This window comes from Subtercola sp. Z020, assembly GCF_002931235.1.
Lineage (GTDB): Bacteria > Actinomycetota > Actinomycetes > Actinomycetales > Microbacteriaceae > Subtercola.
The window spans coordinates 1-22,362 of record NZ_PSTT01000014.1 but is presented as its reverse complement, the minus strand read 5'-3'; the positions used below and the strand labels follow the sequence as shown (position 1 = coordinate 22,362).

Genomic DNA, 22,362 nt, shown 5'->3' with positions numbered 1-22,362 from the left:
TGGCGATGCCGTGCTTCGGGGCGTGAGCCCGGAAGTGTTGGCTATCGGGCCTTCTTCTTGCCTGCAACGGTGCGCTTCGGGCCCTTGCGGGTACGAGCGTTGGTCTTGGTGCGCTGGCCGTGCACGGGCAGGCCGCGGCGGTGACGGATGCCCTGGTAGCTGCCGATCTCGACCTTGCGGCGGATGTCGGCGGCGACCTCGCGGCGGAGGTCACCCTCTACCTTGTAGGCGCCTTCGATGTGGTCGCGCAGGGCGACCAGCTGCTCGTCGGTGAGATCTTTGACGCGAACGTCACCCGAGATCTCGGTGTCGGCGAGGGTCTGAAGCGCCCTCGTGCGGCCGACGCCGTAGATGTAAGTCAGTGCGACCTCCACGCGCTTGTCGCGCGGAATGTCTACTCCTGCAATACGTGCCATGGTGGCATGCTCCTGTTGTGAGTGGAGGTCTGTAGCAGCTCCGGTGCCGCGGCCTCCAACCGCGGGTGTCCCCCGGGCCCCTCCGAAGAGGAGCCCGGGTTTCTGGCTCTGCTATGAAACTGGGGGTGCTGCTAGCCCTGGCGCTGCTTGTGGCGCGGGTTCGACTTGCAGATGACCATGACGTTTCCGTTGCGGCGAATGACTCGGCAGTGCTCGCAGATCGGCTTGACGCTGGGGTTGACCTTCATTGTTCTGTTTTCCTTTTTCGCTGTCTTCGTACCCACCGAGTGCGGCGGGCCGTTACTTTCCAGCGATCAACGACTGCTACTTGTAGCGGTAGACGATACGACCACGGGTGAGGTCGTAGGGGCTGAGCTCCACGATCACGCGGTCCTCAGGGAGGATGCGGATGTAGTGCTGTCGCATCTTGCCCGAAATGTGGGCAAGCACTTTGTGTCCGTTGGTCAACTCAACGCGGAACATCGCGTTGGGAAGAGCCTCGACCACTGCGCCCTCGATCTCGATGACACCGTCTTTTTTGGCCATAACTCACTGTCTGTAGAAGTATTGATAACTGGTCGTGCGTGTATTGTCTCGGTGCCTAGACACCAAAGATCGAGCCTACCATAGGCTCAGCTACCCGAGGCGACCGATCTGAAGGTCTGCACCAGTGAAGTGAACAGCGGGTGACCCTCTGTTATGCCCGTGACCTCGGCCACGGCATCCTCAGCCGACCGTGACGCGAGAATCTGCTGCAGCTGCACCGACTCGGGATCCGCCGGCACGTCGAATTCGAGGGCGGCCCGAATGGCGACCAGGAGCGCCGTGGGCTCGATGCCCCGCTCGGCGAGCTGCGCGGCCGGCCCGATGAAGCGCTCCTTGCGGCTGAGCTTCCGGAGCGGCGCTCGGCCCACCCGGTCGACGGTGTCGGGGAGGTACGGGTTGGCGAACCGCTGCAGGTTCTTCTCGAGGTAGGCCTCCTGCACGGCCGGCTCGAACTCGTGCTTGGCGACGAGCAGTGTCTTCGTCTCCTCGAGAACGGCCTTCACCTTCTGGAAGATGTCGGGCACGGCGATCGCCTCGGCGACCGGTGCGATGCCCTCCGCGGCCCCGAAGTACGCTGTCGCCGCGTGCCCGGTGTTCACCGTGAACAGCTTCCGCTCGATGTAGGGAGCGAGGTCGGGTACGAAGTGGGCTTCGGGGATGTTCGGCAGAGCGTCGCCGAACGGGCCGGCCTCGATGGCCCACTCGAAGAAGTCCTCGACGGTCACGTTCAGGCCGGCATCCGGAGCCTGGCCGGGAACGATGCGGTCGACGGCCGTGTTCGCGAACACGGCACGCCCCGAGACGGCAGCGAAGTCGTCGCCGAGGGAGGCTTCGATGTGGCCCCGCAGGGCATCCGTCGCATTGATCGCGTTCTCGCAGGCCATGACCTGCAGCGGTGCGTCTGAATCGGAGCGCGCGAGCAGCGCCCGCCCGATCAGCGGAGCGACGAAGCGCAGGATGGTGGGGCCGACCGCCGTCGTGACGATGTCGGCAGACGCGATCTCGGCGATGACGCCGGCCTCGTCTGCCGCACTGTTCAGCGCCCGGAAGTTGTCGACCGTCCACGTGCGGGGCGAGAGCCCGACTTCGTGTACGTCGTAGGTCGGCGCGGCGGCGAGGGCGTCGATGAGATCGGAGTTGACGTCGGCGAAGACGACCTCGTAGCCCGCGTTGTGCAGAATGAGCCCGACGAAACCGCGCCCGATGTTCCCTGCCCCGAAGTGAACGGCCTTCATCAGTCTTCGTTCACCTCGGAGAGGAGCGCGAAGACGGCTTCGTCGCTCGGCGCCTTCAGCAGTTTCTCGACCTCGTCTTCGTCGCTGAAGATGATGGCGATCTTCGACAGGATGTCGAGGTGGCCGCCCTCCTTGCCGGCGATGCCGACCACGAAGCGAACCTCCTCGCCGTTCCAGTCGATGGGCTTCGCGTAGCGCACGAACGAGAGTGCGGAGGCGAGGATCGCATCCTTGCCCTCGTTCGTGCCGTGCGGGATCGCGAGGTAGTTGCCCATGTAGGTGGAGACGGAATTCTCACGCTCGAGCATCGACGCCAGGTAGTCGTTCGTCACCGCTCCGACCGCGAGCAGCAGTTCGTTCGCCTCGGCGATCGCCTCCTCCTTCGTCTCGGCCGTTCCGTGGATCTTGATCGAGTTCTGCGTCAATACGTCGCTCATGAGAATTCCGTCTCCTTGTCGTGCGGCTGGCGGGGCTGTCGCCTACGCCTTTTCGGTGTCGTGCTGGCGCTCGAGCAGACCGACGATCTCGTCGTATTTCGGGCTCGACATGAAGTTGTCGACCGAAACGTGCTCGGCACTCGGCGACTGCTGCCTCGCCCGAGCGGTCAGGTCCTGGTGGGTGATGACCAGATCGATGTCGTCGGTGAGGTTCGAGATCGCCTTGTTCACCACAGTAACGTCCGTGATGCCGGCTTTCTTGATCTTGTTGCGCAGAACGGATGCTCCCATGGCGCTCGAGCCCATGCCGGCGTCGCAGGCGAACACGATGTTGTGCACCGCGGTCATCGACTGTGCCTCCTGGGCACGCGACACTTCTTCGGCTGCGTCACGGTCGCGGGTCGACAGGTCGGCCAGGCCGCCCGCCTCGTTCGCCAGGCCGTCGGCCTGCAGGTGACCGAGAACCGAGCTCTCCTTGCCCTTGTTGGCCTGGGTCTGCGCAATGGCAGCGCTCAGGTCGCCCGCGTTCTCGGCAGCGAGGTCACGCTTGCGCGAGGCGCGCAGGATGACCGCGGTGACGAGGAACGACACGGCCGCAGAGGCGATGACCGACAGGATGACGCCGACGTAGGAGTCGGGCGCCGTCTGGATCAGGATCGCGATGATCGACCCGGGCGAAGCCGGTGCGCGCAGCCCCGTCTGGAAGAGCACGTTCACGAACACGCCGGTCATGCCACCGAGGATCGCGGCGATGATCGTCATCGGCTTCATCAGAACGTACGGGAAGTAGATCTCGTGGATTCCGCCGAAGAACTGGATGATGATCGCACCGGGAGCGCTGGCCTTGGCCAGACCCACACCGAAGATCGCGAAGGCGATCAGAATGCCGACACCGGGGCCGGGGTTCGATTCGATCAGGAACAGGATGCTCTTGCCCGACTCCGACACCTGCTGCACACCCAGCGGCGTGAACACGCCGTGGTTGATCGCGTTGTTCAGGAACAGCACCTTGCCGGGCTCGACCAGGATCGAGGCCAGCGGCAGCAGACCGAGGTTGACCAGCCCGTTGACCGCCGACTCGAGGGCCGCGCTCAGCCCGGTGATCACCGGGGCGATCAGGTAGAAGCCGATGACGGCGAGGATCGCGCCGAGAATGCCGCCCGAGAAGTTGTCGACGAGCATCTCGAAGCCGGGCTTGATCTTGCCGGCCCAGATCTTGTCGATCTGCTTCATCAGGTAGGCGGCGAGCGGGCCCATGATCATGGCCCCGATGAACATCGGAACCGGGCTGCCGACGATGACACCCATGGTCGCGATGACGGCGATGACGCCGCCTCGGGTGTTGTAGATCATCCGGCCGCCGGTGTTCGCGATGAGCAGCGGCAGCAGGTAGGTGATCATGGGGGCGACGAGACCGACGTTCGCGGTTCCGTCAGCGCTCGGGAAACCGCCGATCGCCGGCACCAGAATGCCGAACTGGGCGAGCCAGCCCGTCTGGATGAAGAGGGCCGTGATGAGGCCCCAGGCGATGAACGCGGCGATGTTGGGCATCACCATTCCCGAAAGGAAGGTTCCGAATCGCTGTACGGCGACGCGGGCTCCCCCCTTCGTCTGGGTGCCGGCGGGCCCGCCGGTCTGGGTGGTTGACGTCGTCGTCATGGCCTGTCTCCTTCGTGTGCGTGGGAACTGCGGGGATGGGTATTGCGGGGGTGGGTACTGCTGGGGTCGGTACTGCTGGGATCGGTACTGCTGGGGTGGGTCTGGGCCTCGAGCACCGCGGCGCGCGCCTCGAACGCCGAGTTGGCGGCCAGCGCCAGCGTGGCGTAGTGCTGTGCCTGCTCGAGCGTGTACAGCGCCAGTTCGGCACGCACGTCGGCGAGCGCAGCGGGCGACATCGAGAGGGATGTCACCCCCAGGCCGACGAGCACCACGGCGAGCAACGGATCTGCCGCTGCCTCACCGCAGACACCGACCGGCTTGTCGAGGGCCTGGCCCGCGCGCCCGACGTCACCGACGAGTCGGAGAACGGCCGGATGCCACGGGTCCTGGAATGCGGCGACCGACCCGAGAAGGCGGTCGGCAGCGAGGGTGTACTGGGTCAGGTCGTTGGTGCCGATGCTGGCGAAGTCCGCGTCGGCGAGGATGCGGTCGGCCAGCAGCGCGGCAGAGGGAACCTCCACCATCACGCCCAGCGTCTTCAGCCCGAGCTCCCGGCCGAGGGCCGTGAAGTAGCGGGTCTCCTCGACGGTCGACACCATCGGCGCCATGACCCAGAGGTCGGCGTCGGTGACGGCGTCAGCGTTCGCGAGGGCGGTGAGCTGGTCGCGCAGGATCTGTTCGTTGGCGCGCAGCGCCCTCAGACCACGGAGGCCGAGGGCCGGGTTCTCCTCGTCGGCGTCGTTGAGGAAGCTGAGCGGCTTGTCGGCTCCGGCATCGAGCGCCCGCACGACGACCTTCTTGCCCGGGAACGCGGCGAGGAGTTTCGTGTACTGCTCCTGCTGCGCCTCTACCGTGGGCGCGGCGGTGGAGTCGAGGAAGAGGAACTCGGTGCGGAACAGCCCGACGCCCTCGGCGCCCTTGCCCACGGCGTCGGCCGCGGCATCCGCAGAGCCGAGGTTCGCGAGGAGGGGTACGGCGGTTCCGTCGGCGAGGCGGCCGGCGCCGGTCGGGGCGGAGGGGCGCGCCTTCCGCTCGGCGAGCGTCTGCTGCGCAGCCGCGATGTCGTCTGCGCTCGGTGACGCGGTGACCGAGCCGGCCGCGGCATCCACGATCACCGTCTCGCCGTCGGCCAGCTCCAGGGCGCCGGCGGCACCCACCACGGCGACGATCGCCTTGTCGCGCGCCAGAATCGCCGTGTGCGAGGTCGGGCCGCCCTCGCTCGTGATGAGGGCGAGCACCTTGTCGAGGTCGAGAAGCGCCGTGTCGGCGGGCGCGAGGTCACGGGCGACGAGCACGAACGCGAAGTCGGGGTCGGGGATGCCGGGGGCCGGCACACCCTGCAGGTTCGCCACCACGCGCTGCGACACGTCGTTCAGGTCGGTTGCGCGCTCGGCCATGTAGCCGCCCATGCTCACCAGCAGGTCGCGAAAGCCGGCGAACGCCTCGAAGACGGCCCGCTCGGCGGTCAGACCGCCCTGCACACGGGCCTCGACATCGTCGGCGAGGGTCGGGTCTTCGGCCATGAAGGCCTGCGCCTCGAGCACGTCGTGCGCGGTTCCGCCGGCCCGTTCGCCGCGGGCGCGGATGTCTGCTGCGGTCGCGGCGAGCGCCGCGGTCGCGCGGTCGAGCTCGGCGGCCGGAGTGAGGGTCGAGGGCGTCTCGGCCGGCTCGGGCAGGGGTGCGGGCATCCGCAGCACCGGCCCGACGGCGAGGCCGCGGCCGATACCGGCTCCGCGGAGCAGCGTCGTCACGCCGGAGCCGCTACCCGCTGCCGGAAGCGTCGCGTCACTCGGCATCGAGGTCGCGCTCCAGCATCGCGGCGAGGTCGTCGAGCACGGTCTCGGAGTTCTCCCCCTCGGCCGACAGGGTCACGGTGTCGCCCGACTCGATGCCCAGCGAGATGATGCCGAGGATGCTCGCAGCGTTCACCGCCTTGCCGTCGCCCTTCGCCAGGTGCACCTTCACACCCGACTTGGCGACCGCCTGCGTGAAGAGCGAGGCAGGGCGGGCGTGCAGGCCGTGGGACGAGGCGATGGTCGCAGTGCGTTCGGTCATGAGAGGTCCTCCGTGGTTGTCGTTGCGGGCAAGGGGTCGAGGTCGGGCTCGTTCGGGTTCTGGATGTCGCGCAGGGCGTCGATCGCAATGCTCAGTGCCTCGTGCTCGCCACCGCTGCCGAAGATCGACTCGGGCAGCAGCGCCACCGGCACGCCGTAGCCCCCGGCGATCTCGGCCAGCACGGGCAGCTCGGCAGCGAGATGCGGACCGACGAGCAGTACGTCGACCCCGGGCATCCGGGAATCCAACGCCGACTGGCTCGCGGCCTTCACGGTCGCTTCGTAGCCGCGCGCCCTGGCCGCGGTGCGCATGCGGTGCGCGAGGAAGGTGCTCGACGCACCGGCGCCGCAGACCACGAGGATGTTCGTCACGGTTCTCGCCTCCTTGCGCGATCGTGCAGGCCGCTCGGGAACGGCCGGAATTCAGGTACCCGACAAGTCTGCTGAGAATGGGCCGTGCGTTCCAGCAGGGAATCTTCCGCCCCTGCGGAAATGCCCTGCGGAAAGGCCTGCCGAAAGGCCCTGCGGAAGGCACCGCGGAAGCTCGCTGCGGGGCACGGACCTGTAGAGTGTCACGCCATGAGCGACAGACGCCAGCGGCTGCTCGACTATCTGGCCGAGAACGACGGCTGGATGACGTCGGGTCAGCTCGCCGACCGTCTGGGCGTCACAACCCGCAGCGTTCGCAGCTACGTCACGGCGGCCAAGGCGGCGGCAGAACCGCACGACATCATCGCCTCCTCCCCCGAGGGCTATCGCCTGAACCGAGACGCGTATGCGAGCTGGATCGGGCAGCGCGACCCCGAAGGGCCGCGCGACCGGCTCTACAGCGTCGTGCGCCAGCTGAACGAGTCACCCGGCGGCGTCGACATCTACGACCTCGCGGCGAGCCTGTTCGTCAGTGAGTCGACGATGGAGGCCGACCTCCGGAAGGTCAGGCCGCTGCTCGAGGAGTCGGGGCTCAGCCTGCACCGTTCGGGCAGCCGTGTCACCGCCCAGGGCACGGAGGAGAACAGGCGCCGACTCGTCAGCCGCATGTTCCGCGCCGAGAGTGCTCGCGGCTTCGTCGAGGTCGAGCGCATCCAGAGCGAGTTCGGCTCGGCCAACCTCACCGCATTCAAGACCGACCTGCTCGAACTGCTCGACGCCGGCGGCTACTTCGTGAACGAGTACGGGCTCGACAGCGTTCTGCTGCACGTCGCGATCGCGGTCGACCGCACCCAGAAAGACCTCGTGCTCGACGGCGGGTCCGCACCCGAGCAGGCGCCCGCACAGAGCGAGCTGGCAGGCGGCATCCTGAACCTGATGCACCGCCACTTCGATGTCGCCCTCTCGGTCGCCGACCTCGACCACCTCGTGCTGCTGCTGACGACGCGGGTGATCACCCCCGGTCACGACCTGCCGCTCGACGAGCAGACCGAGCAGCTCGGCCTCACCGACGACGTCGAGTTCATTCGACAGATCGCGCGGAAGGCCGGCGAGCAGTACCTGATCGACCTGAACGGCGACGAATTCGCCGTGCGGCTGGCCCTGCACGTGCGCAACCTCATCGCCCGGGCGCGCGTGCGTTCGTACTCGCGCAACCCGATGACCCGCTCGATCAAGACGTCGTACCCGATGACCTACGAACTCGCGGTGTTCATCGCCAGCGAGATCCAGCGCACCGAGTCGATCACCATCAACGACGACGAGATCGCCTACATCGCCCTGCACGTCGGGTCGCACCTCGAACGCCAGGCGCGACGCGAGGAGATGGTCACCTGCACGCTCGTGTTCCCGAACTACTACGACATCCACCTGATGATGCTGCGCCGGCTCGAGCAGGCGCTCGGCGACGACGTGCAGGTCGAGAAGATCATCACCCGCACCGACATCGACCTCGCGGAGATCAGCACCGACCTCATCATCACCACGGTTCCCGCGCTGGCCCTCGGCGAGCGGGCGGTGCTCGTGCAGACCTTCCTCACCGACGACGACATCGACACGATTCGCCGGGCGGTGCGGCGCGTGCGCCGGCTGCAGCGCCGCCGCCAGTTGCGCGACGACCTGATGCTGTACTTCAGCGAAGAACTGTTCGTGCGGAACCTCGCGGCCGTCGACGAGGTCGACATGATCACGCTGTTGGGCGAACGGATGCTCGTGGCTGGCGTCATCGACAGGCCGTACATCGACGGGGCGATCGAACGCGAACGCATGTCGTCGACCGCCTTCACCGACTCGGTCGCCGTGCCCCATTCGATGCTCATGACGGCGGAGCGTACCGCGATCGCCATCGCGGTGAACGACACCCCGATGGACTGGGGTGAGAACCGCGTGAACGTCGTCGCGATGATCGCCTTCTCCTCGAACGGCCGCAATTCGTTCCAGACGATCTTCGACCAGTTCGTCGAAGTGTTCTCAGAGCGCGACGACGTGCTGCAGCTCATCCGGGGCTCGAACGACTTCGCGAGCTTCATCGAGGCACTCGTGCACCTCATGGACAAGTGAGTGCGTGATCGGGTCGCCAGGCCCTGACCCTGCGGGCGCGACCCGGCAGACGCCCGGCCAGCAGATCCGCCTGTCAGGCGATGGGTACGGGCATGACGCCGAGCTTCGCGAGCTCGGCCGCGCCGCCGTCGGCCGCCGTCAGCACCCAGATGCCGCCGGCGTGCACGGCCACGGAGTGCTCCCAGTGTGACGACATGCTGCCGTCGGCGGTCGCCACCGTCCAGTCGTCGTCGCGGGTGAAGGTGTCGATCGACCCGGCGGTCACCATCGGCTCGATCGCCACCACGAGACCGGGCCTCACGTCGGGCCCCTTCGCCCGGACCCGGTAGTTGAACACCGGCGGCTCCTCGTGCATGCTCCGGCCGATGCCGTGGCCGATGTAGTCGGTGAGGATGCCGTAGCTGCCCTGGGACTCGATGAAGTCCTCGATCGCCTCGCCGATCTCGTTGAGATGCCGGGCGACGGCGAGGCGGGCGATGCCGTGCCACATCGACGCCTCGGTGACGTCGGAGAGCCTCTGACGCTCGGCTACGATCTCGGGTCGCGCCGGGTCGGGCAGAACGATGGTGATGGCGGAATCGCCGTTCCACCCGCCGATGTCGGCGCCGGAGTCGATGGAGACGATGTCGCCGGCCTCGAGCACGCGCTCCCCCGGTATGCCGTGCACGACGTCGTCGTTCACCGAGGAGCAGATGGTGTGCCGGTACCCGGGCACGAGCTGGAAGTTCGACCGCCCACCGAGCTGCTTGATCGCGCGGTCGGCCGCGGCATCCAGCTCACCCGTCGTCACACCGGGGCGGATGATCGACCGCACCGCCTCGAGGGAGGCCAGAGTGGCGAGACCGGGCTCGACCATCGACCGGAGTTCGGCCGGCGTCTTGTAGAGCGACTTGCGGAACGCCACGGTACGGGTCGGCCGGCTCAGTTGAGCGTCAGCACGATGTCGCGGGCCAGCAGCGCATCGGTGATGCGCTTCGTGACCTCGTCGACGGAACCGAGACCGTCGACCGTGACGACGAGGTCGCGGGCGGAGTAGATGTCGATGAGCGGTGCGGTCTGCTCTTCGTACACCTCGAGCCGGTGCCGGATCACCTCTTCGGTGTCGTCACTCCGACCCTGCTCCTCGGCCCGCTTCGACAGCCGGGTCACGATCTCGTCGGCATCGGCCACGAGCAGCACCACGACGTCGAGCGCGTGGCCTCCGTCGGCCAGGATGCCGTCGAGCTCGTCGACCTGTGCGGTCGTTCGCGGGTAGCCGTCGAGCAGAAAGCCGCCGGCGACGTCGGCATCGTGGAGACGCGAACGCACGAGGTCGTTGGTCAGGCTGTCGGGAACGTACTTCCCGGCATCCATGAACTCCTTGGCCTTCAGCCCGAGCTCGGTCTCGTCTGCCACGTTCGCGCGGAAGATGTCACCCGTCGAGATGGCGGGAACACCACAGGCCTCGGAGAGTCGCACGGCCTGCGTGCCCTTTCCTGCGCCGGGCGGACCGATCAGCAGGAGGCGGGTCAACGCAGCAGCCCTTCGTAGTGACGCTGCTGCAGCTGCGAGTCGATCTGCTTGACCGTCTCGAGGCCGACACCCACGATGATCAGGATCGAGGCGCCACCGAACGGGAAGTTCTGGTTGGCTCCGATCAGCGAGAACGCCGCGAGCGGGATCAGCGCGATCAGACCCAGGTAGATCGACCCGGGCAAGGTGATGCGGGTGAGCACGTAGTCGAGGTACTCGGCGGTGGGGCGACCGGCCCTGATGCCCGGGATGAAGCCGCCGTACTTCTTCATGTTGTCGGCGACCTCTTCGGGGTTGAAGGTGATCGCGACGTAGAAGTACGTGAAGCCGACGATGAGCAGGAAGTACAGCAGCATGTAGAGCGGGTGATCGCCCTTCGTCAGGTAGTTCGTGACCCAGGTGACCCACGCGGCAGGCTCCTGCCCGGCCTGCGGCTGGTTGAACTGGGCGATGAGCGCCGGCAGGTACAGCAGCGACGAGGCGAAGATCACGGGCACGACGCCGGCCATGTTGACCTTGATCGGGATGTACGTGTTGTTGCCGCCGTACGTTCGCCTGCCGACCATGCGTTTGGCGTACTGCACCGGAACACGGCGTTGCGACTGTTCGACGAACACCACCCCCGCCATGGTCAGGATGCCGATGACCAGCACCACCGCCAGGATCTCGATGCCCTGCTGCTGCCAGATCGACTGCAGCGAACCCGGGAAGCGGGCGGCGATCGATGTGAAGATGAGGAGGGACATGCCGTTGCCGATGCCGCGCTCGGTGACGAGCTCGCCCATCCACATGATGAGGCCGGTACCGGCGGTCATCGTGACGACCATCAGCATGATGGCGTACCAGGAGTCGTTCGAGATCAGCTGCGTGCACTCGGTCGTCGTGCTGGTGCCGAACAGGGCGCCGCTTCGCGCCACGGTGATCAGCGTCGTCGACTGCAGAACGCCCAGGGCGATCGTCAGGTACCGCGTGTACTGGGTCAGCTTGCTCTGGCCGGCCTGGCCCTCCTTGTAGAGGGTCTCGAAGTGTGGGATGACCACGCGCAGCAGCTGCACGATGATCGAGGCCGTGATGTACGGCATGATGCCGAGCGCGAAGATCGACAGCTGCAGGAGGGCGCCACCACTGAAGAGGTTCACCAGCTCATACAGGCCCGACGTGTTCTGGTTGGCGGCGAGACACGCCTGCACATTCCCGAAGTCGACGAAGGGAGCCGGGATGAACGACCCCAGCCTGAACAGCGCGATGATGCCGAGCGTGAACAGAATTTTCCGGCGGAGATCCGGAGTACGGAAGATCCTGCCGACGGCTCTAAACAAGAAAAAGGCCTCCTGCTAGGTGGATACGAGACTTCTGCGAACAGAACCCCCGACAGGAATGAATTCCCACGGAGAACTCTACTCGATACTCCCCGGGCCGAGAGGCCAAAGGGGCGGCTGCCCGAAGGTAGCCGCCCCCGCGACGAGCGTGTTGCAGTGTTACCTGACGGAACCGCCCGCGGCAACGATCTTCTGCTCGGCCGAGCTCGAGACCTTGTCGACGGTCACGTTCAGCGTGACGGCGATGTCCCCGTTGCCGAGAACCTTCACCTTCTCGTTGTCGCGAACCGCGCCCTTGGCGACGAGGTCGGCGATCGTGACGTCTCCACCCGAGGGGTAGAGCTCAGCGAGGCGGTCGAGGTTGACGACCTGGTAGTACACCTTGAACGGGTTCTTGAACCCGCGCAGCTTCGGCGTACGCATGTGCTGCGGCATCTGGCCACCCTCGAACCCGAGACGCACGTTGTAGCGCGCCTTCGTGCCCTTGGTACCACGGCCCGCGGTCTTACCCTTGGAGCCTTCACCGCGGCCGACGCGCTGGCGCGCCTTCTTCGCACCCGCAGCGGGGCGGAGGTGGTGTACCTTCAGCACCTGCTCACGGGGGTCGGCCGGCTCAGCCGTGACCGACGTGGTCGCGACGACCGCTTCTGCCGCGGCGGGAGCCTTCTTCGCGGGCGCCTTCTTGGGGGCGGCCGCCTTCTTGGGAGCCGCTGCTGCAGCGGGCTCGGTTGCTTCTTCAGCCATTAGTCAATCTCCTCGACTTTCACCAGGTGAGCGACGTGGCGAACGTAGCCGCGGTTCTGCGAGTTGTCTTCACGCACGACGAACTGGCCGATGCGGTGAAGACCGAGGCTACGCAGAGTGTCGCGCTGGTCTTGCTTTTCGCTGATCTTGGATTTGATCTGCGTGATCTTCAGGCTCGTGGCCATCAGGCACCTGCCTTTGCGAGAGCGGCGGCCGAGTCGGCGTCAGCCTGCGCGCGGAGAAGGCGTGCGGGCACGACCTGCTCGAGCGTCAGGCCACGACGTGCTGCCACGGCGCGGGGCTCTTCGAGCTGCTTGAGCGCTTCGACGGTCGCGTGAACGATGTTGATGGTGTTCGACGAACCGAGCGACTTGCTCAGAACATCGTGGATGCCGGCGCACTCGAGTACGGCGCGCACCGGGCCACCGGCGATGACGCCGGTACCGGCAGCGGCCGGACGGAGCAGAACGACACCGGCGGCCGCCTCACCCTGCACGGGGTGCGGGATGGTGTTCGCGACACGGGGGACGCGGAAGAAGTTCTTCTTGGCTTCTTCGACACCCTTCGAGATCGCGGTCGGCACCTCGCGGGCCTTGCCGTAGCCGACGCCCACCAGACCGTTGCCGTCACCGACGACGACGAGAGCGGTGAAGCTGAAGCGACGACCACCCTTCACCACCTTGGAGACGCGGTTGATGGTGACGACGCGCTCGAGGAACTGGCTCTTGTCAGAGTCGCGTGCTCCACGATCCTTGTTCGGGTTGCGCTCACGGCCTCCACGACGGGCCTCGCGGGGCTCGTTCTGTGCAGCAGCCGTGGTCTCGGTTGCGGGCGCCTCAGTAGCTGAGGCTTCAGTGCTCGTAGCGTCTGCCACGGTAGCTTCCTTTGCTTTTTCGTCAGTCACAGGTCCAGGCCACCCTCTCGGGCGCCGTCGGCCACAGCCGCGACGCGTCCGGCGTAACGGTTGCCGCCGCGGTCGAATACGACTGCTTCGATGCCAGCAGCCTTGGCGCGCTCGGCGACGAGTTCGCCGACTTTGTGTGCCTTGGCCGACTTGTCACCGTCGAAGGTGCGCATGTCTGCCTCGAGCGTCGAAGCCGATGCAAGGGTGAAGCCCTTGCTGTCGTCGACGACCTGCACGAACACGTGGCGGGCCGAACGGGTGACGACCAGGCGCGGGCGCGCCTCGGTGCCCTCGATCTTCTTGCGCAGGCGGTCGTGGCGACGGCCGCGTGCTGCAGCCTTGCTCTTGCCTCTGGTTCCAGTAGCCATGATTACTTACCGCTCTTTCCGGCCTTGCGACGAACGACTTCGCCGGCGTAGCGCACACCCTTGCCCTTGTAGGGCTCGGGCTTCCGCAACTTACGAATGTTGGCGGCTACTTCGCCCACAGCCTGCTTGTCGATACCGCTGACAGTGAGCTTGTTGACGCCCTCGACCGTGAAGCTGATGCCCGCGGGCGGCTCGACGGTGATGGGGTGGGAGTAGCCGAGAGCGAACTCGACGTTCGCGCCCTTTGCTGCGACGCGGTAACCGGTTCCGACGACCTCGAGGCCCTTGGAGTAGCCATCGGTGACACCGATGATCTGGTTGGCGATCAGCGTGCGGGTCAGTCCGTGCAGCGAACGCGACTCACGCTCGTCGTCGGGACGGGTGACCAGGATCTGGCCGTCTTCGACCTTGGCCTCGATGGGAGCCTTGACGGAGAGCGTCAGCTCACCCTTCGGGCCCTTGACCGAGACGAGCTGGCCGTCGATGGTGATGTCGACCCCTGCAGGGATCGGGATGGGGAGTCTGCCGATACGTGACATCAGTGATCACCACACGTAGGCGAGGACTTCCCCACCCACGCCCTTCTTGGAAGCCTGTCGATCGGTCAGCAGACCGGACGACGTCGAGAGGATTGCGACGCCGAGACCACCGAGAACCGTGGGGATCTCAGTCGACTTGGCGTAGACCCGGAGACCCGGCTTCGATACGCGCTTGATGCCCGCGATCGAACGCTCACGGTTCGGGCCGAACTTGAGGGAGAGGGTCAGCGTCTGGCCGACCTCTGCGTCTGCGACATCCCACGAGGCGATGTAACCCTCGCTCTTCAGGATGTCGGCGATGTGCGACTTGAGCTTGCTGTGCGGCATCGACACGGTGTCGTGGAATGCCGAGTTCGCATTGCGCAGTCTGGTCAGCATGTCTGCGACCGGATCTGTCATTGTCATGGAGGTGTTGCCCTTCTGGCCTGGTTTCGACACCCTGTGCAAGGATGCCGACCTGTGGTCTCGACCGGCTCAGCCGAATTGCTGAGCCGGGGTGGTGCGGGGTGCTGCGGGTGGTGCTGGGTGTTACGGGTGGTGCTACGCGCTCTCTGCGGCGCGGAACGGGAAGCCGAGCGCCTTCAACAGCGCGCGACCCTCGTCGTCGTTCTTCGCGGTGGTGACGACAGTGATGTCGAAACCACGCACGCGGTCGATCTTGTCCTGGTCGATCTCGTGGAACATCGACTGCTCGGTCAGACCGAAGGTGTAGTTGCCCGATCCGTCGAACTGGCGGTCGGAGAGACCACGGAAGTCGCGGATGCGGGGAAGCGCCAGCGAGAGCAGGCGGTCGAGGAACTCCCATGCGCGGTCACCACGGAGCGTGACGTGTGCACCGATGGGCTGGCCCTCGCGCAGCTTGAACTGGGCGATCGACTTGCGGGCCTTGGTGACCTGCGGCTTCTGGCCGGTGATCGCGGTGAGGTCCTTGACGGCCCCATCGATGATCTTGCCGTCGCGGGCTGCCTCGCCGACACCGGTGTTCACGACGACCTTCACGAGGCCGGGAACCTGGTGCACGTTGCTGAAGCCGAAGTCGCTCTTCATCTGTGCGACGATCTCGTTCTGGTACTTCTGCTTCAGGCGCGGCTGCACCTTGACAGCCGGCGCAGCAGTTGTTGTGTCAGTCATTAGATGTCCTTGCCGCTCTTCTTGGCATAACGAACGCGAACGTTCTTGGTGACGCCGTCTTTGGTGACCTGCTCGACGCGGAAACCGACACGGGTCGGCTTCTTCGAGTCGGGGTCGATCAGAGCGACGTTCGACACGTGGATCGGGGCCTCGACGGTCTCGATGCCACCGGTCTTGGTGCCGCGCTGGGTCTGGCCGACGCGAACGTGCTTCTTGACGAAGTTGATGCCCTCGACGATCACACGGTTCTTCTCGACCTGCACCTCGATGACGCGACCCTGCTTGCCACGGTCTCCGCCGCGGGCCTGGCTCTTGCCGGTGATGACCTGAACGACATCACCCTTCTTGATATTCGCCATGATTAAATGACCTCCGGTGCCAGCGAGATGATCTTCATGAAGCTCTTGTCGCGAAGCTCGCGGCCGACCGGGCCGAAGACACGGGAGCCGCGAGGCTCCTTGTCGTTGGCGCGGAGGATGACCGCTGCGTTCTCGTCGAACTTGATGTAGGAACCGTCGACGCGACGGGTCTCTTTCTTGGTGCGCACGATGACGGCCTTGACGACGTCTCCACGCTTGACGGTGCCGCCGGGGATGGCGTCTTTGACGGTGGCGACGATGACGTCACCGAGGCCGGCGTAACGGCGTCCTGAGCCACCGAGTACACGGATGGTCAGCAGCTCTTTGGCGCCGGTGTTGTCGGCGACCTTGAGCCGGGATTCCTGCTGAATCACTTCTACTCCTTACGTAAGTAAGCGCGGGGCGCTTACTTGGCCTTTTCGAGGATCTCGACCAGGCGCCAGCGCTTGGTGGCGCTCAGCGGTCGGGTCTCGGAGATGAGCACCAGGTCGCCGATGCCGGCGCTGTTGGCCTCGTCGTGCACCTTCACCTTGGAGGTACGGCGGATGACCTTGCCGTACAGGGGGTGCTTCACGCGGTCTTCGACCTCGACGACGATGGTCTTCTCCATCTTGTCGCTCGTGACATAGCCACGACGGGTCTTGCGGTAGCCGCGCTCCTGCTCGGGCGCGGCAACAGTCTCGACGGTTGCAGCGGTCGCTGCCTCAGTCTTGGCCATTACTTGGCCTCCTCAGTTGTCTCGGCGACGGGTGCCTCTTCAGCAGGGGCGGCCTTAGCCTTGCGGGTCTTCTTGGGCGCCGGCTCGGCTGCCGGGGCAACCTCGACCGGAGCGGGCGTGGCACGGATGCCGAGCTCGCGCTCACGCACGATCGTGTAGATGCGTGCGATGTCGCGCTTCACGGCGCGCAGGCGGCCGTGGCTCTCGAGCTGGCCGGTGGCCGACTGGAAGCGCAGGTTGAACAGCTCTTCCTTGGCCTTCCGCAGCTCCTCGGCGAGGCGTGAATCTTCGAATGTGTCGAGCTCGACGGGGGTGAGCTCCTTGGAACCGATCGCCATTATGCGTCGCCCTCCTCGCGCTTGATGATGCGTGCCTTCAGGGGCAGCTTGTGAATTGCACGGGTGAGCGCCTCGCGAGCGACGATGTCACTGACACCGCTGAGCTCGAAGAGCACGCGGCCCGGCTTGACGTTCGCGATCCACCACTCGGGGCTACCCTTACCGGAACCCATGCGGGTCTCGGCCGGCTTCTTCGTGAGCGGGCGGTCGGGGTAGATGTTGATCCACACCTTCCCACCACGCTTGATGTGACGGGTCATCGCGATACGAGCGGACTCGATCTGGCGGTTCGTCACGTAGGCGGGGGTCAGGGCCTGGATGCCCCACTCGCCGAACGACACCTCGGTGCCACCGGTGGCGTGACCGCTTCGGGTGGGGTGGTGCTGCTTGCGGTGCTTGACTCTGCGTGGAATCAACATGGTTATGCCTCAACTCCTGCTGCTGCCACGGGGGCAGCGTCTGCCTTCGGCGCGTCGGAACGCGGGGCGGCCGAGCGCGGCGGACGACGGTCGTCGCCACCGCGGCGGTCGTCACGACGCTCGGGGCGCGACGACTTCTGGTTGGCCTGCTCGCGGGCGAGCTCCTTGTTGGTGATGTCGCCCTTGTAGATCCAGACCTTCACACCGATGCGACCGAACGTCGTACGGGCCTCGTAGAAGCCGTAGTCGATGTTGGCGCGGAGCGTGTGCAGCGGCACACGACCCTCACGGTAGAACTCCGAACGGCTCATCTCCGCGCCGCCGAGGCGACCGGAGACCTGGATGCGAACACCCTTGACGCTCGGCATGCGCTGGGCACCCTGCAGGCCCTTCCGCATTGCGCGGCGGAAGGCCACACGTGCGGAGAGCTGCTCGGCGATGCCCTGGGCGACCAGCTGCGCTTCGGCCTCGGGGTTCTTCACCTCGAGGATGTTCAGCTGGATCTGCTTCTTGGTCAGCTTCTCGAGGTCGGCACGGATGCGCTCGGCCTCGGCTCCGCGGCGACCGATCACGATGCCCGGACGGGCGGTGTGGATGTCGACGCGAACGCGGTCACGGGTGCGCTCGATCTCGATGCGGGCGACGCCGGCACGGTCGAGGCTCTTCGTGAGCAGGTTGCGGATCTTCACGTCTTCGGCGACGAAGTCGCTGTAACGCTGTCCTACTTTGGTGCTGTCAGAGAACCAACGCGACACGTGGTCGGTCGTGATGCCCAGACGGAAACCGTAGGGGTTTACTTTCTGGCCCATTACTTCTTCCCTGCCTTCTTGGAACCCTGAGCGGATGCTGCGACCTCATCGGGCGTCGAGAGGACGACCGTGATGTGGCTCGAGCGCTTCAGGATCTGGAATGCGCGTCCCTGTGCACGGGGCTGGAAACGCTTGAGGGTCGTGCCCTCGTCGACGTAGGCCGCCGAGACGAACAGATCCTGCTCGTCGAGGTAGCTGTTGCTTGCATCGGCCTTGACCTTCGCGTTCGCGATCGCAGAGGCGACGAGCTTGTAGACAGGCTCGCTTGCGCCCTGCGGGGCGAACTTCAGGATTGCCAGGGCCTCCATGGCCTGCTTGCCGCGGATCAGGTTGACGACGCGACGAGCTTTCATGGGGGTGACGCGGATGTGACGCACGCGTGCGATCGACTCCACCATTTCTCTCCTCCTTCCGTCACCGCGTTAGCGGCGACGACCCTTCTTGTCGTCTTTCACGTGCCCACGGAAGGTACGCGTCGGCGAGAACTCGCCGAGCTTGTGACCGACCATGGTCTCCGTGATGAACACGGGGATGTGCTTGCGACCGTCGTGGACGGCGATCGTGTGACCCAGCATTGCGGGGATGATCATCGACCGGCGTGACCAGGTCTTGATGACGTTCTTCGAACCGGCTTCGTTCTGTACGACGACCTTGCGGAGCAGGTGGTCATCAACGAAGGGGCCCTTCTTGAGACTGCGTGGCATCTTCTCGACTCCTACTTACGCTTCTTGCCGACGTTGCGGCGACGAACGATGAGCTTGTCGCTCTCTTTGTTGATGTGGCGGGTGCGGCCCTCTTTCTGGCCCCACGGGCTGACCGGGTGGCGACCACCGGAGGTCTTGCCCTCACCACCACCGTGCGGGTGGTCGACCGGGTTCATCGCGACACCGCGGACGGTGGGACGAACGCCGAGCCAGCGCTTGCGGCCGGCCTTGCCCCAGTTGATGTTCGACTGCTCGGCGTTGCCGACCTCGCCGATCGTCGCGCGGCAGCGCGCATCCACATTGCGGATCTCACCGCTGGGCAGACGGAGCTGAGCGTAGGGGCCGTCTTTCGCGACGAGACGAACCGAGGCACCGGCGGAACGGGCCATCTTGGCACCGCCGCCCGGCTTCAGCTCGATCGCGTGGATGACCGTACCGACGGGGATGTTCTTCAGCGGCAGGTTGTTGCCCGGCTTGATGTCCGCGCCCGCACCCGACTCGATGATGTCGCCCTGGTTCAGCTTGTTCGGGGCGATGATGTAGCGCTTGGTGCCGTCGACGAAGTGCAGGAGCGCGATGCGCGCCGTGCGGTTCGGGTCGTACTCGATCTCGGCGACCTTGGCGTTCACGCCGTCTTTGTCATTGCGCTTGAAGTCGATGACGCGGTACTGGCGCTTGTGGCCACCACCGATGTGACGGGTCGTGATGCGGCCGGCGTTGTTACGGCCACCGGTCTTGGGAAGGGGACGGAGCAGCGACTTCTCGGGCGTGGTGCGCGTGATCTCTGCGAAGTCGGAGACCGACGAGCCACGACGACCGGGAGTGGTCGGCTTGTACTTGCGAATAGCCATGTTTTTATCCTCTGGATTCCGACTCAGCCAACAGCCGTGAAGATGTCGATGGTTCCGGACTTCAGGGTGACAATGGCACGCTTGGTGTCTTTGCGCTTGCCCAGGCCGAACTTGGTGCGACGGGTCTTGCCGATCTTGTTCATCGTGTTCACCGAAGCGACCTGGACGTTGAAGATCTTCTCGATCGCGAGCTTGATCTCGGTCTTGTTCGACGTCGGCGCCACGATGAACGTGTACTTGCCCTCGTCGATCAGGCCGTAGCTCTTCTCGGAGACGACCGGCGAGATGATGATGTCGCGGGGGTCTTTGTTGTTGCCGCTCACGCTGCAACCTCCTCAGTGGTCGAGACGTTCTTGCGCTTCGAGGCGATGAAGCCGTCGATCGCGCCCTTGGTGAAGACGATGTCGTCGCTCACCAGAACGTCGTACGCGTTCAGCTGGTCGTAGGTCAGCACGTGCACTTCGGGCACGTTGCGAACGCTCTTCACAGCGATGTCGTCGCCGCGCTCGACAACCACGAGAACGTGCTTGCTGGTCGCGATCTTGGTCAGGAGCTCGAGGGCCGTCTTGGTCGACGGAACCGGGCCGAGCGTCAGGGAGTCGACGACGTGCACGCGGCTGCCGCGGGCACGGTCGGAGAGAGAACCGAGCAGGGCTGCCGCGATCATCTTCTTCGGGGTGCGCTGGTCGTAGCTGCGCGGGGTCGGCCCGTGCACGATGCCACCACCGGTCATCTGGGGGGCGCGGATCGAGCCCTGGCGGGCGCGACCGGTTCCCTTCTGCTTGAACGGCTTGCGGCCGGCACCGGAGACCTCGCCGCGGCCCTTGACCTTGTGCGTGCCCTGGCGTGCGGCAGCGAGCTGCGCGACGACGACCTGGTGGATGAGCGGAACGTTGGTTGCCACGTCGAAGAGCTCGGCGGGGAGCTCCACGGTGCCGGCCTTCTGGCCCTTGGCGTCGATGATGTCGACAGTGGTGATGTTCGCGTCAGTCATGGACTACGCCCCCTTCACTGCGGTGCGGACGAATACGAGACGGCCACGGCCACCGGGAACGGCGCCCTTGACGAGGATGAGGTTCTTCTCGGCGTCGACCGAGTGAACGACGAGGTTCAGAACGGTCACACGCTCGCCACCCATGCGGCCCGCCATGCGCATGCCCTTGAAGACACGGCTGGGGGTCGACGAAGCACCGATGGAACCGGGCTTGCGGTGGTTGCGGTGCGAACCGTGCGACGAGGAGACACCCTTGAAGTTGTGACGCTTCATGACACCGGCGAAACCCTTGCCCTTGCTGGTGCCGACGACGTCGACCTTCTTGCCGGCCTCGAACACGCCGTCGACAGTGAGTTCCTGCCCGATCGTGTACTCGGCGGCGTCAGCGGTGCGGATCTCGGTGACGTGACGGCGAGGCGTGACGCCCGCCTTGTCGAAGTGACCGGTCTCGGGCTTGTTCACCTTGCGGGGGTCGATCTGGCCGGCCGCGATCTGAACGGCCTGGTAGCCGTCGACCTCGGGGGTACGGATCTGGGTCACGACGTTCGGTGTGACCTGAACGACGGTGACGGGGATGAGGCGGTTGTTCTCATCCCACACCTGGGTCATGCCGAGCTTGATGCCGAGCAGGCCCTTGGAAGTCTTGGTTGAAGTTGCCATCAGTCGCTCCCTACAGCTTGATCTCGATGTTGACATCGGCAGGGAGGTCGAGGCGCATCAGCGAGTCGACGGCCTTGGGCGTCGGGTCGATGATGTCGATGAGACGCTTGTGGGTGCGCTTCTCGAAGTGCTCGAAGCTGTCTTTGTACTTGTGGGGCGAACGGATGACCGCGATGACGTTCTTCTCGGTCGGCAGCGGCACGGGGCCCACCACGGTTGCACCTGCACGAGTGACTGTGTCGACGATCTTGCGCGCCGAGCTGTCGATGACCTCGTGGTCATACGACTTAAGTCGAATGCGGATCTTCTGTCCCGCCATGTTTGACTCATCTCTCTTGTCTTGCGTCTTACGCTCGGGAACTCGTCCCTCGTCGCATTGGACGCGCTTATCACTCTTGTTCTGTCAAGACCCGCTCGGACGCACAGCGATGCGCTGGGTTCTGAGGGGGTGTTTCAAGCCTGTTCTGCTACCCGCGGCCTAGCCCTACAAGATCGAGGATCTATAGCTATGCACTGCCTGGTAGTGATGCGGGCACACTTCCACCCGAATTACTGAACTATGAGAGTCTGCCACACCGGGAGGCTCCGTGCAACCCGGGCGTGTCGCGACGGCGTGTCGGCCGCCGACCGCTCGTGTGCCGCGCCACTGCTGGGCAGGAGCCGCCTCGCCCGATCTATTCTTACGGGGTGAGCACCTCTGCGAAGACGACGGATCGGCCACCGACGGAGCACGCCTGCGCGATCCACCGCAGCCTCGATCTGCTCGGTGAGAAGTGGTCGCTGCTGATCATCCGCGACGCCTTCCGGGGCACCACGAGGTTCTCGGGGTTCCGCGACTCGCTCGGCGTGCCGAGCGACATCCTCACGGCCCGCCTGGCGACCCTCGTCGGCGCGGGCGTACTCGAACGCCGGGCGTACCGGGAGCCCGGCGCGCGCGAGCGGTCCAGCTACCACCTGACCGCTCGTGGCCTCGCGCTGAAGACGGTCCTCGTCGCCCTGCAGGAGTGGGGCGACGAGTTCGTGCCGAACCCGGGCGGCCCCGTCACGCTGGTGCGGCGGGCGGGCACCCACGAGCACGTCGCCCTGGTCTTCGTCGACGACGCCGGCACCCCCGTCCCGCCCGCCGCACCAGCGTGACGGGGCCGCCCGGGTTCGGCAC

The 22,362-nt window shown here is 65.7% G+C and carries 34 protein-coding genes; 2 read left to right on the top strand and 32 right to left on the bottom strand.

Annotated features, from left to right (window positions below; all coding sequences use genetic code 11):
* Window positions 1–41: 41 nt before the first annotated feature.
* The 9 genes from rpsM to C5B96_RS02100 form a co-directional block, all read right to left on the bottom strand.
* Window positions 42–416, bottom strand: coding sequence for a 30S ribosomal protein S13 (gene rpsM / locus C5B96_RS02140; RefSeq protein WP_104242513.1), 375 nt, complete (start codon window positions 414–416; stop codon window positions 42–44).
* Between the two features lie 131 nt (window positions 417–547).
* The gene (gene rpmJ / locus C5B96_RS02135) at window positions 548–664 is read right to left on the bottom strand and encodes a 50S ribosomal protein L36 (protein ID WP_104242511.1); all 117 of its coding nucleotides are present in this window, start codon (window positions 662–664) and stop codon (window positions 548–550) included.
* Between the two features lie 76 nt (window positions 665–740).
* Window positions 741–962: a translation initiation factor IF-1 gene (infA, locus tag C5B96_RS02130; RefSeq protein ID WP_022883252.1), complete on the bottom strand. Its 222-nt coding sequence runs from the start codon at window positions 960–962 to the stop codon at window positions 741–743.
* 86 nt (window positions 963–1,048) lie between these two features.
* On the bottom strand, window positions 1,049–2,197 hold the full coding sequence (locus C5B96_RS02125) for a mannitol-1-phosphate 5-dehydrogenase (RefSeq protein WP_104242509.1): 1,149 nt from the start codon (window positions 2,195–2,197) through the stop codon (window positions 1,049–1,051).
* Window positions 2,197–2,634, bottom strand: coding sequence for a PTS sugar transporter subunit IIA (locus C5B96_RS02120; RefSeq protein ID WP_104242507.1), 438 nt, complete (start codon window positions 2,632–2,634; stop codon window positions 2,197–2,199). Before C5B96_RS02120 ends, C5B96_RS02125 begins: the two co-directional genes overlap by 1 nt.
* A gap of 42 nt (window positions 2,635–2,676) precedes the next feature.
* Window positions 2,677–4,293, bottom strand: coding sequence for a PTS mannitol transporter subunit IICB (locus C5B96_RS02115; protein ID WP_104242505.1), 1,617 nt, complete (start codon window positions 4,291–4,293; stop codon window positions 2,677–2,679).
* Entirely contained in the window at window positions 4,290–5,981 is a 1,692-nt protein-coding gene (ptsP, locus tag C5B96_RS02110; protein ID WP_233188946.1) for a phosphoenolpyruvate--protein phosphotransferase, read from the bottom strand. Before ptsP ends, C5B96_RS02115 begins: the two co-directional genes overlap by 4 nt.
* Before the next feature lie 97 nt (window positions 5,982–6,078).
* Window positions 6,079–6,348 carry an HPr family phosphocarrier protein gene (locus C5B96_RS02105; RefSeq protein WP_104242502.1) on the bottom strand — a complete coding sequence of 90 codons (270 nt, stop codon included), beginning with the start codon at window positions 6,346–6,348 and terminating at the stop codon, window positions 6,079–6,081.
* The gene (locus C5B96_RS02100) at window positions 6,345–6,719 is read right to left on the bottom strand and encodes a PTS sugar transporter subunit IIB (protein ID WP_104242500.1); all 375 of its coding nucleotides are present in this window, start codon (window positions 6,717–6,719) and stop codon (window positions 6,345–6,347) included. Before C5B96_RS02100 ends, C5B96_RS02105 begins: the two co-directional genes overlap by 4 nt.
* 207 nt (window positions 6,720–6,926) lie before the next feature.
* On the opposite strand from C5B96_RS02100, the gene C5B96_RS02095 reads away from it, so the two are divergent.
* Entirely contained in the window at window positions 6,927–8,834 is a 1,908-nt protein-coding gene (locus C5B96_RS02095; protein WP_199176522.1) for a transcription antiterminator, read from the top strand.
* Window positions 8,835–8,907: 73 nt separating this feature from the next.
* On the opposite strand, the gene map is transcribed toward C5B96_RS02095, so the two are convergent.
* The 23 genes from map to rpsJ form a co-directional block, all read right to left on the bottom strand.
* Window positions 8,908–9,738 carry a type I methionyl aminopeptidase gene (gene map / locus C5B96_RS02090; RefSeq protein WP_104242496.1) on the bottom strand — a complete coding sequence of 277 codons (831 nt, stop codon included), beginning with the start codon at window positions 9,736–9,738 and terminating at the stop codon, window positions 8,908–8,910.
* Between the two features lie 17 nt (window positions 9,739–9,755).
* Complete coding sequence (locus C5B96_RS02085) at window positions 9,756–10,346, bottom strand: adenylate kinase (RefSeq protein ID WP_104242494.1); 591 nt, start codon at window positions 10,344–10,346, stop codon at window positions 9,756–9,758.
* Entirely contained in the window at window positions 10,343–11,665 is a 1,323-nt protein-coding gene (gene secY, locus C5B96_RS02080; RefSeq protein ID WP_104242492.1) for a preprotein translocase subunit SecY, read from the bottom strand. The genes C5B96_RS02085 and secY overlap by 4 nt, the downstream gene beginning before the upstream one ends.
* A gap of 159 nt (window positions 11,666–11,824) precedes the next feature.
* Window positions 11,825–12,409: a 50S ribosomal protein L15 gene (gene rplO / locus C5B96_RS02075; RefSeq protein ID WP_104242490.1), complete on the bottom strand. Its 585-nt coding sequence runs from the start codon at window positions 12,407–12,409 to the stop codon at window positions 11,825–11,827.
* A complete protein-coding gene (gene rpmD / locus C5B96_RS02070; RefSeq protein WP_104242488.1) occupies window positions 12,409–12,594 on the bottom strand; it encodes a 50S ribosomal protein L30 in 186 nt (61 codons plus the stop codon). The genes rplO and rpmD overlap by 1 nt, the downstream gene beginning before the upstream one ends.
* Window positions 12,594–13,283, bottom strand: coding sequence for a 30S ribosomal protein S5 (gene rpsE / locus C5B96_RS02065; protein WP_104242486.1), 690 nt, complete (start codon window positions 13,281–13,283; stop codon window positions 12,594–12,596). Before rpsE ends, rpmD begins: the two co-directional genes overlap by 1 nt.
* A 26-nt stretch (window positions 13,284–13,309) precedes the next feature.
* A complete protein-coding gene (gene rplR, locus C5B96_RS02060) occupies window positions 13,310–13,681 on the bottom strand; it encodes a 50S ribosomal protein L18 (RefSeq protein ID WP_104242484.1) in 372 nt (123 codons plus the stop codon).
* 2 nt (window positions 13,682–13,683) lie between these two features.
* Complete coding sequence (gene rplF, locus C5B96_RS02055; protein WP_104242482.1) at window positions 13,684–14,220, bottom strand: 50S ribosomal protein L6; 537 nt, start codon at window positions 14,218–14,220, stop codon at window positions 13,684–13,686.
* A gap of 6 nt (window positions 14,221–14,226) precedes the next feature.
* On the bottom strand, window positions 14,227–14,625 hold the full coding sequence (gene rpsH, locus C5B96_RS02050) for a 30S ribosomal protein S8 (protein ID WP_104242480.1): 399 nt from the start codon (window positions 14,623–14,625) through the stop codon (window positions 14,227–14,229).
* Window positions 14,626–14,760: 135 nt separating this feature from the next.
* On the bottom strand, window positions 14,761–15,351 hold the full coding sequence (gene rplE / locus C5B96_RS02045; RefSeq protein WP_104242478.1) for a 50S ribosomal protein L5: 591 nt from the start codon (window positions 15,349–15,351) through the stop codon (window positions 14,761–14,763).
* Window positions 15,351–15,710 (bottom strand): 50S ribosomal protein L24, encoded by a 360-nt coding sequence (rplX, locus tag C5B96_RS02040; RefSeq protein WP_104242476.1) that lies wholly within the window; start codon window positions 15,708–15,710, stop codon window positions 15,351–15,353. The genes rplE and rplX overlap by 1 nt, the downstream gene beginning before the upstream one ends.
* 2 nt (window positions 15,711–15,712) lie before the next feature.
* A complete protein-coding gene (rplN, locus tag C5B96_RS02035) occupies window positions 15,713–16,084 on the bottom strand; it encodes a 50S ribosomal protein L14 (RefSeq protein ID WP_104242474.1) in 372 nt (123 codons plus the stop codon).
* A gap of 32 nt (window positions 16,085–16,116) precedes the next feature.
* Window positions 16,117–16,428 carry a 30S ribosomal protein S17 gene (gene rpsQ, locus C5B96_RS02030; protein ID WP_104242472.1) on the bottom strand — a complete coding sequence of 104 codons (312 nt, stop codon included), beginning with the start codon at window positions 16,426–16,428 and terminating at the stop codon, window positions 16,117–16,119.
* Complete coding sequence (rpmC, locus tag C5B96_RS02025; RefSeq protein WP_104242470.1) at window positions 16,428–16,766, bottom strand: 50S ribosomal protein L29; 339 nt, start codon at window positions 16,764–16,766, stop codon at window positions 16,428–16,430. The genes rpsQ and rpmC overlap by 1 nt, the downstream gene beginning before the upstream one ends.
* Complete coding sequence (gene rplP, locus C5B96_RS02020) at window positions 16,766–17,185, bottom strand: 50S ribosomal protein L16 (protein WP_104242468.1); 420 nt, start codon at window positions 17,183–17,185, stop codon at window positions 16,766–16,768. Before rplP ends, rpmC begins: the two co-directional genes overlap by 1 nt.
* 2 nt (window positions 17,186–17,187) lie before the next feature.
* Entirely contained in the window at window positions 17,188–17,994 is an 807-nt protein-coding gene (gene rpsC / locus C5B96_RS02015; protein WP_104242466.1) for a 30S ribosomal protein S3, read from the bottom strand.
* Window positions 17,994–18,392, bottom strand: coding sequence for a 50S ribosomal protein L22 (rplV, locus tag C5B96_RS02010; RefSeq protein WP_104242464.1), 399 nt, complete (start codon window positions 18,390–18,392; stop codon window positions 17,994–17,996). The genes rpsC and rplV overlap by 1 nt, the downstream gene beginning before the upstream one ends.
* A gap of 24 nt (window positions 18,393–18,416) precedes the next feature.
* Entirely contained in the window at window positions 18,417–18,698 is a 282-nt protein-coding gene (gene rpsS, locus C5B96_RS02005; RefSeq protein ID WP_104242462.1) for a 30S ribosomal protein S19, read from the bottom strand.
* Window positions 18,699–18,709: 11 nt separating this feature from the next.
* Entirely contained in the window at window positions 18,710–19,549 is an 840-nt protein-coding gene (gene rplB / locus C5B96_RS02000; RefSeq protein ID WP_104242460.1) for a 50S ribosomal protein L2, read from the bottom strand.
* 23 nt (window positions 19,550–19,572) lie between these two features.
* Window positions 19,573–19,872: a 50S ribosomal protein L23 gene (rplW, locus tag C5B96_RS01995; RefSeq protein ID WP_104242458.1), complete on the bottom strand. Its 300-nt coding sequence runs from the start codon at window positions 19,870–19,872 to the stop codon at window positions 19,573–19,575.
* The gene (gene rplD / locus C5B96_RS01990) at window positions 19,869–20,543 is read right to left on the bottom strand and encodes a 50S ribosomal protein L4 (RefSeq protein ID WP_104242456.1); all 675 of its coding nucleotides are present in this window, start codon (window positions 20,541–20,543) and stop codon (window positions 19,869–19,871) included. Before rplD ends, rplW begins: the two co-directional genes overlap by 4 nt.
* Before the next feature lie 3 nt (window positions 20,544–20,546).
* Entirely contained in the window at window positions 20,547–21,203 is a 657-nt protein-coding gene (gene rplC / locus C5B96_RS01985) for a 50S ribosomal protein L3 (RefSeq protein WP_104242454.1), read from the bottom strand.
* Window positions 21,204–21,213: 10 nt separating this feature from the next.
* Complete coding sequence (gene rpsJ / locus C5B96_RS01980; RefSeq protein ID WP_104242452.1) at window positions 21,214–21,522, bottom strand: 30S ribosomal protein S10; 309 nt, start codon at window positions 21,520–21,522, stop codon at window positions 21,214–21,216.
* A gap of 368 nt (window positions 21,523–21,890) precedes the next feature.
* Here rpsJ and C5B96_RS01975 point away from each other — a divergent pair, with 368 nt between their 5' ends.
* Window positions 21,891–22,340 carry a helix-turn-helix domain-containing protein gene (locus tag C5B96_RS01975; protein WP_104242450.1) on the top strand — a complete coding sequence of 150 codons (450 nt, stop codon included), beginning with the start codon at window positions 21,891–21,893 and terminating at the stop codon, window positions 22,338–22,340.
* The last annotated feature ends 22 nt before the right edge of the window (window positions 22,341–22,362 follow it).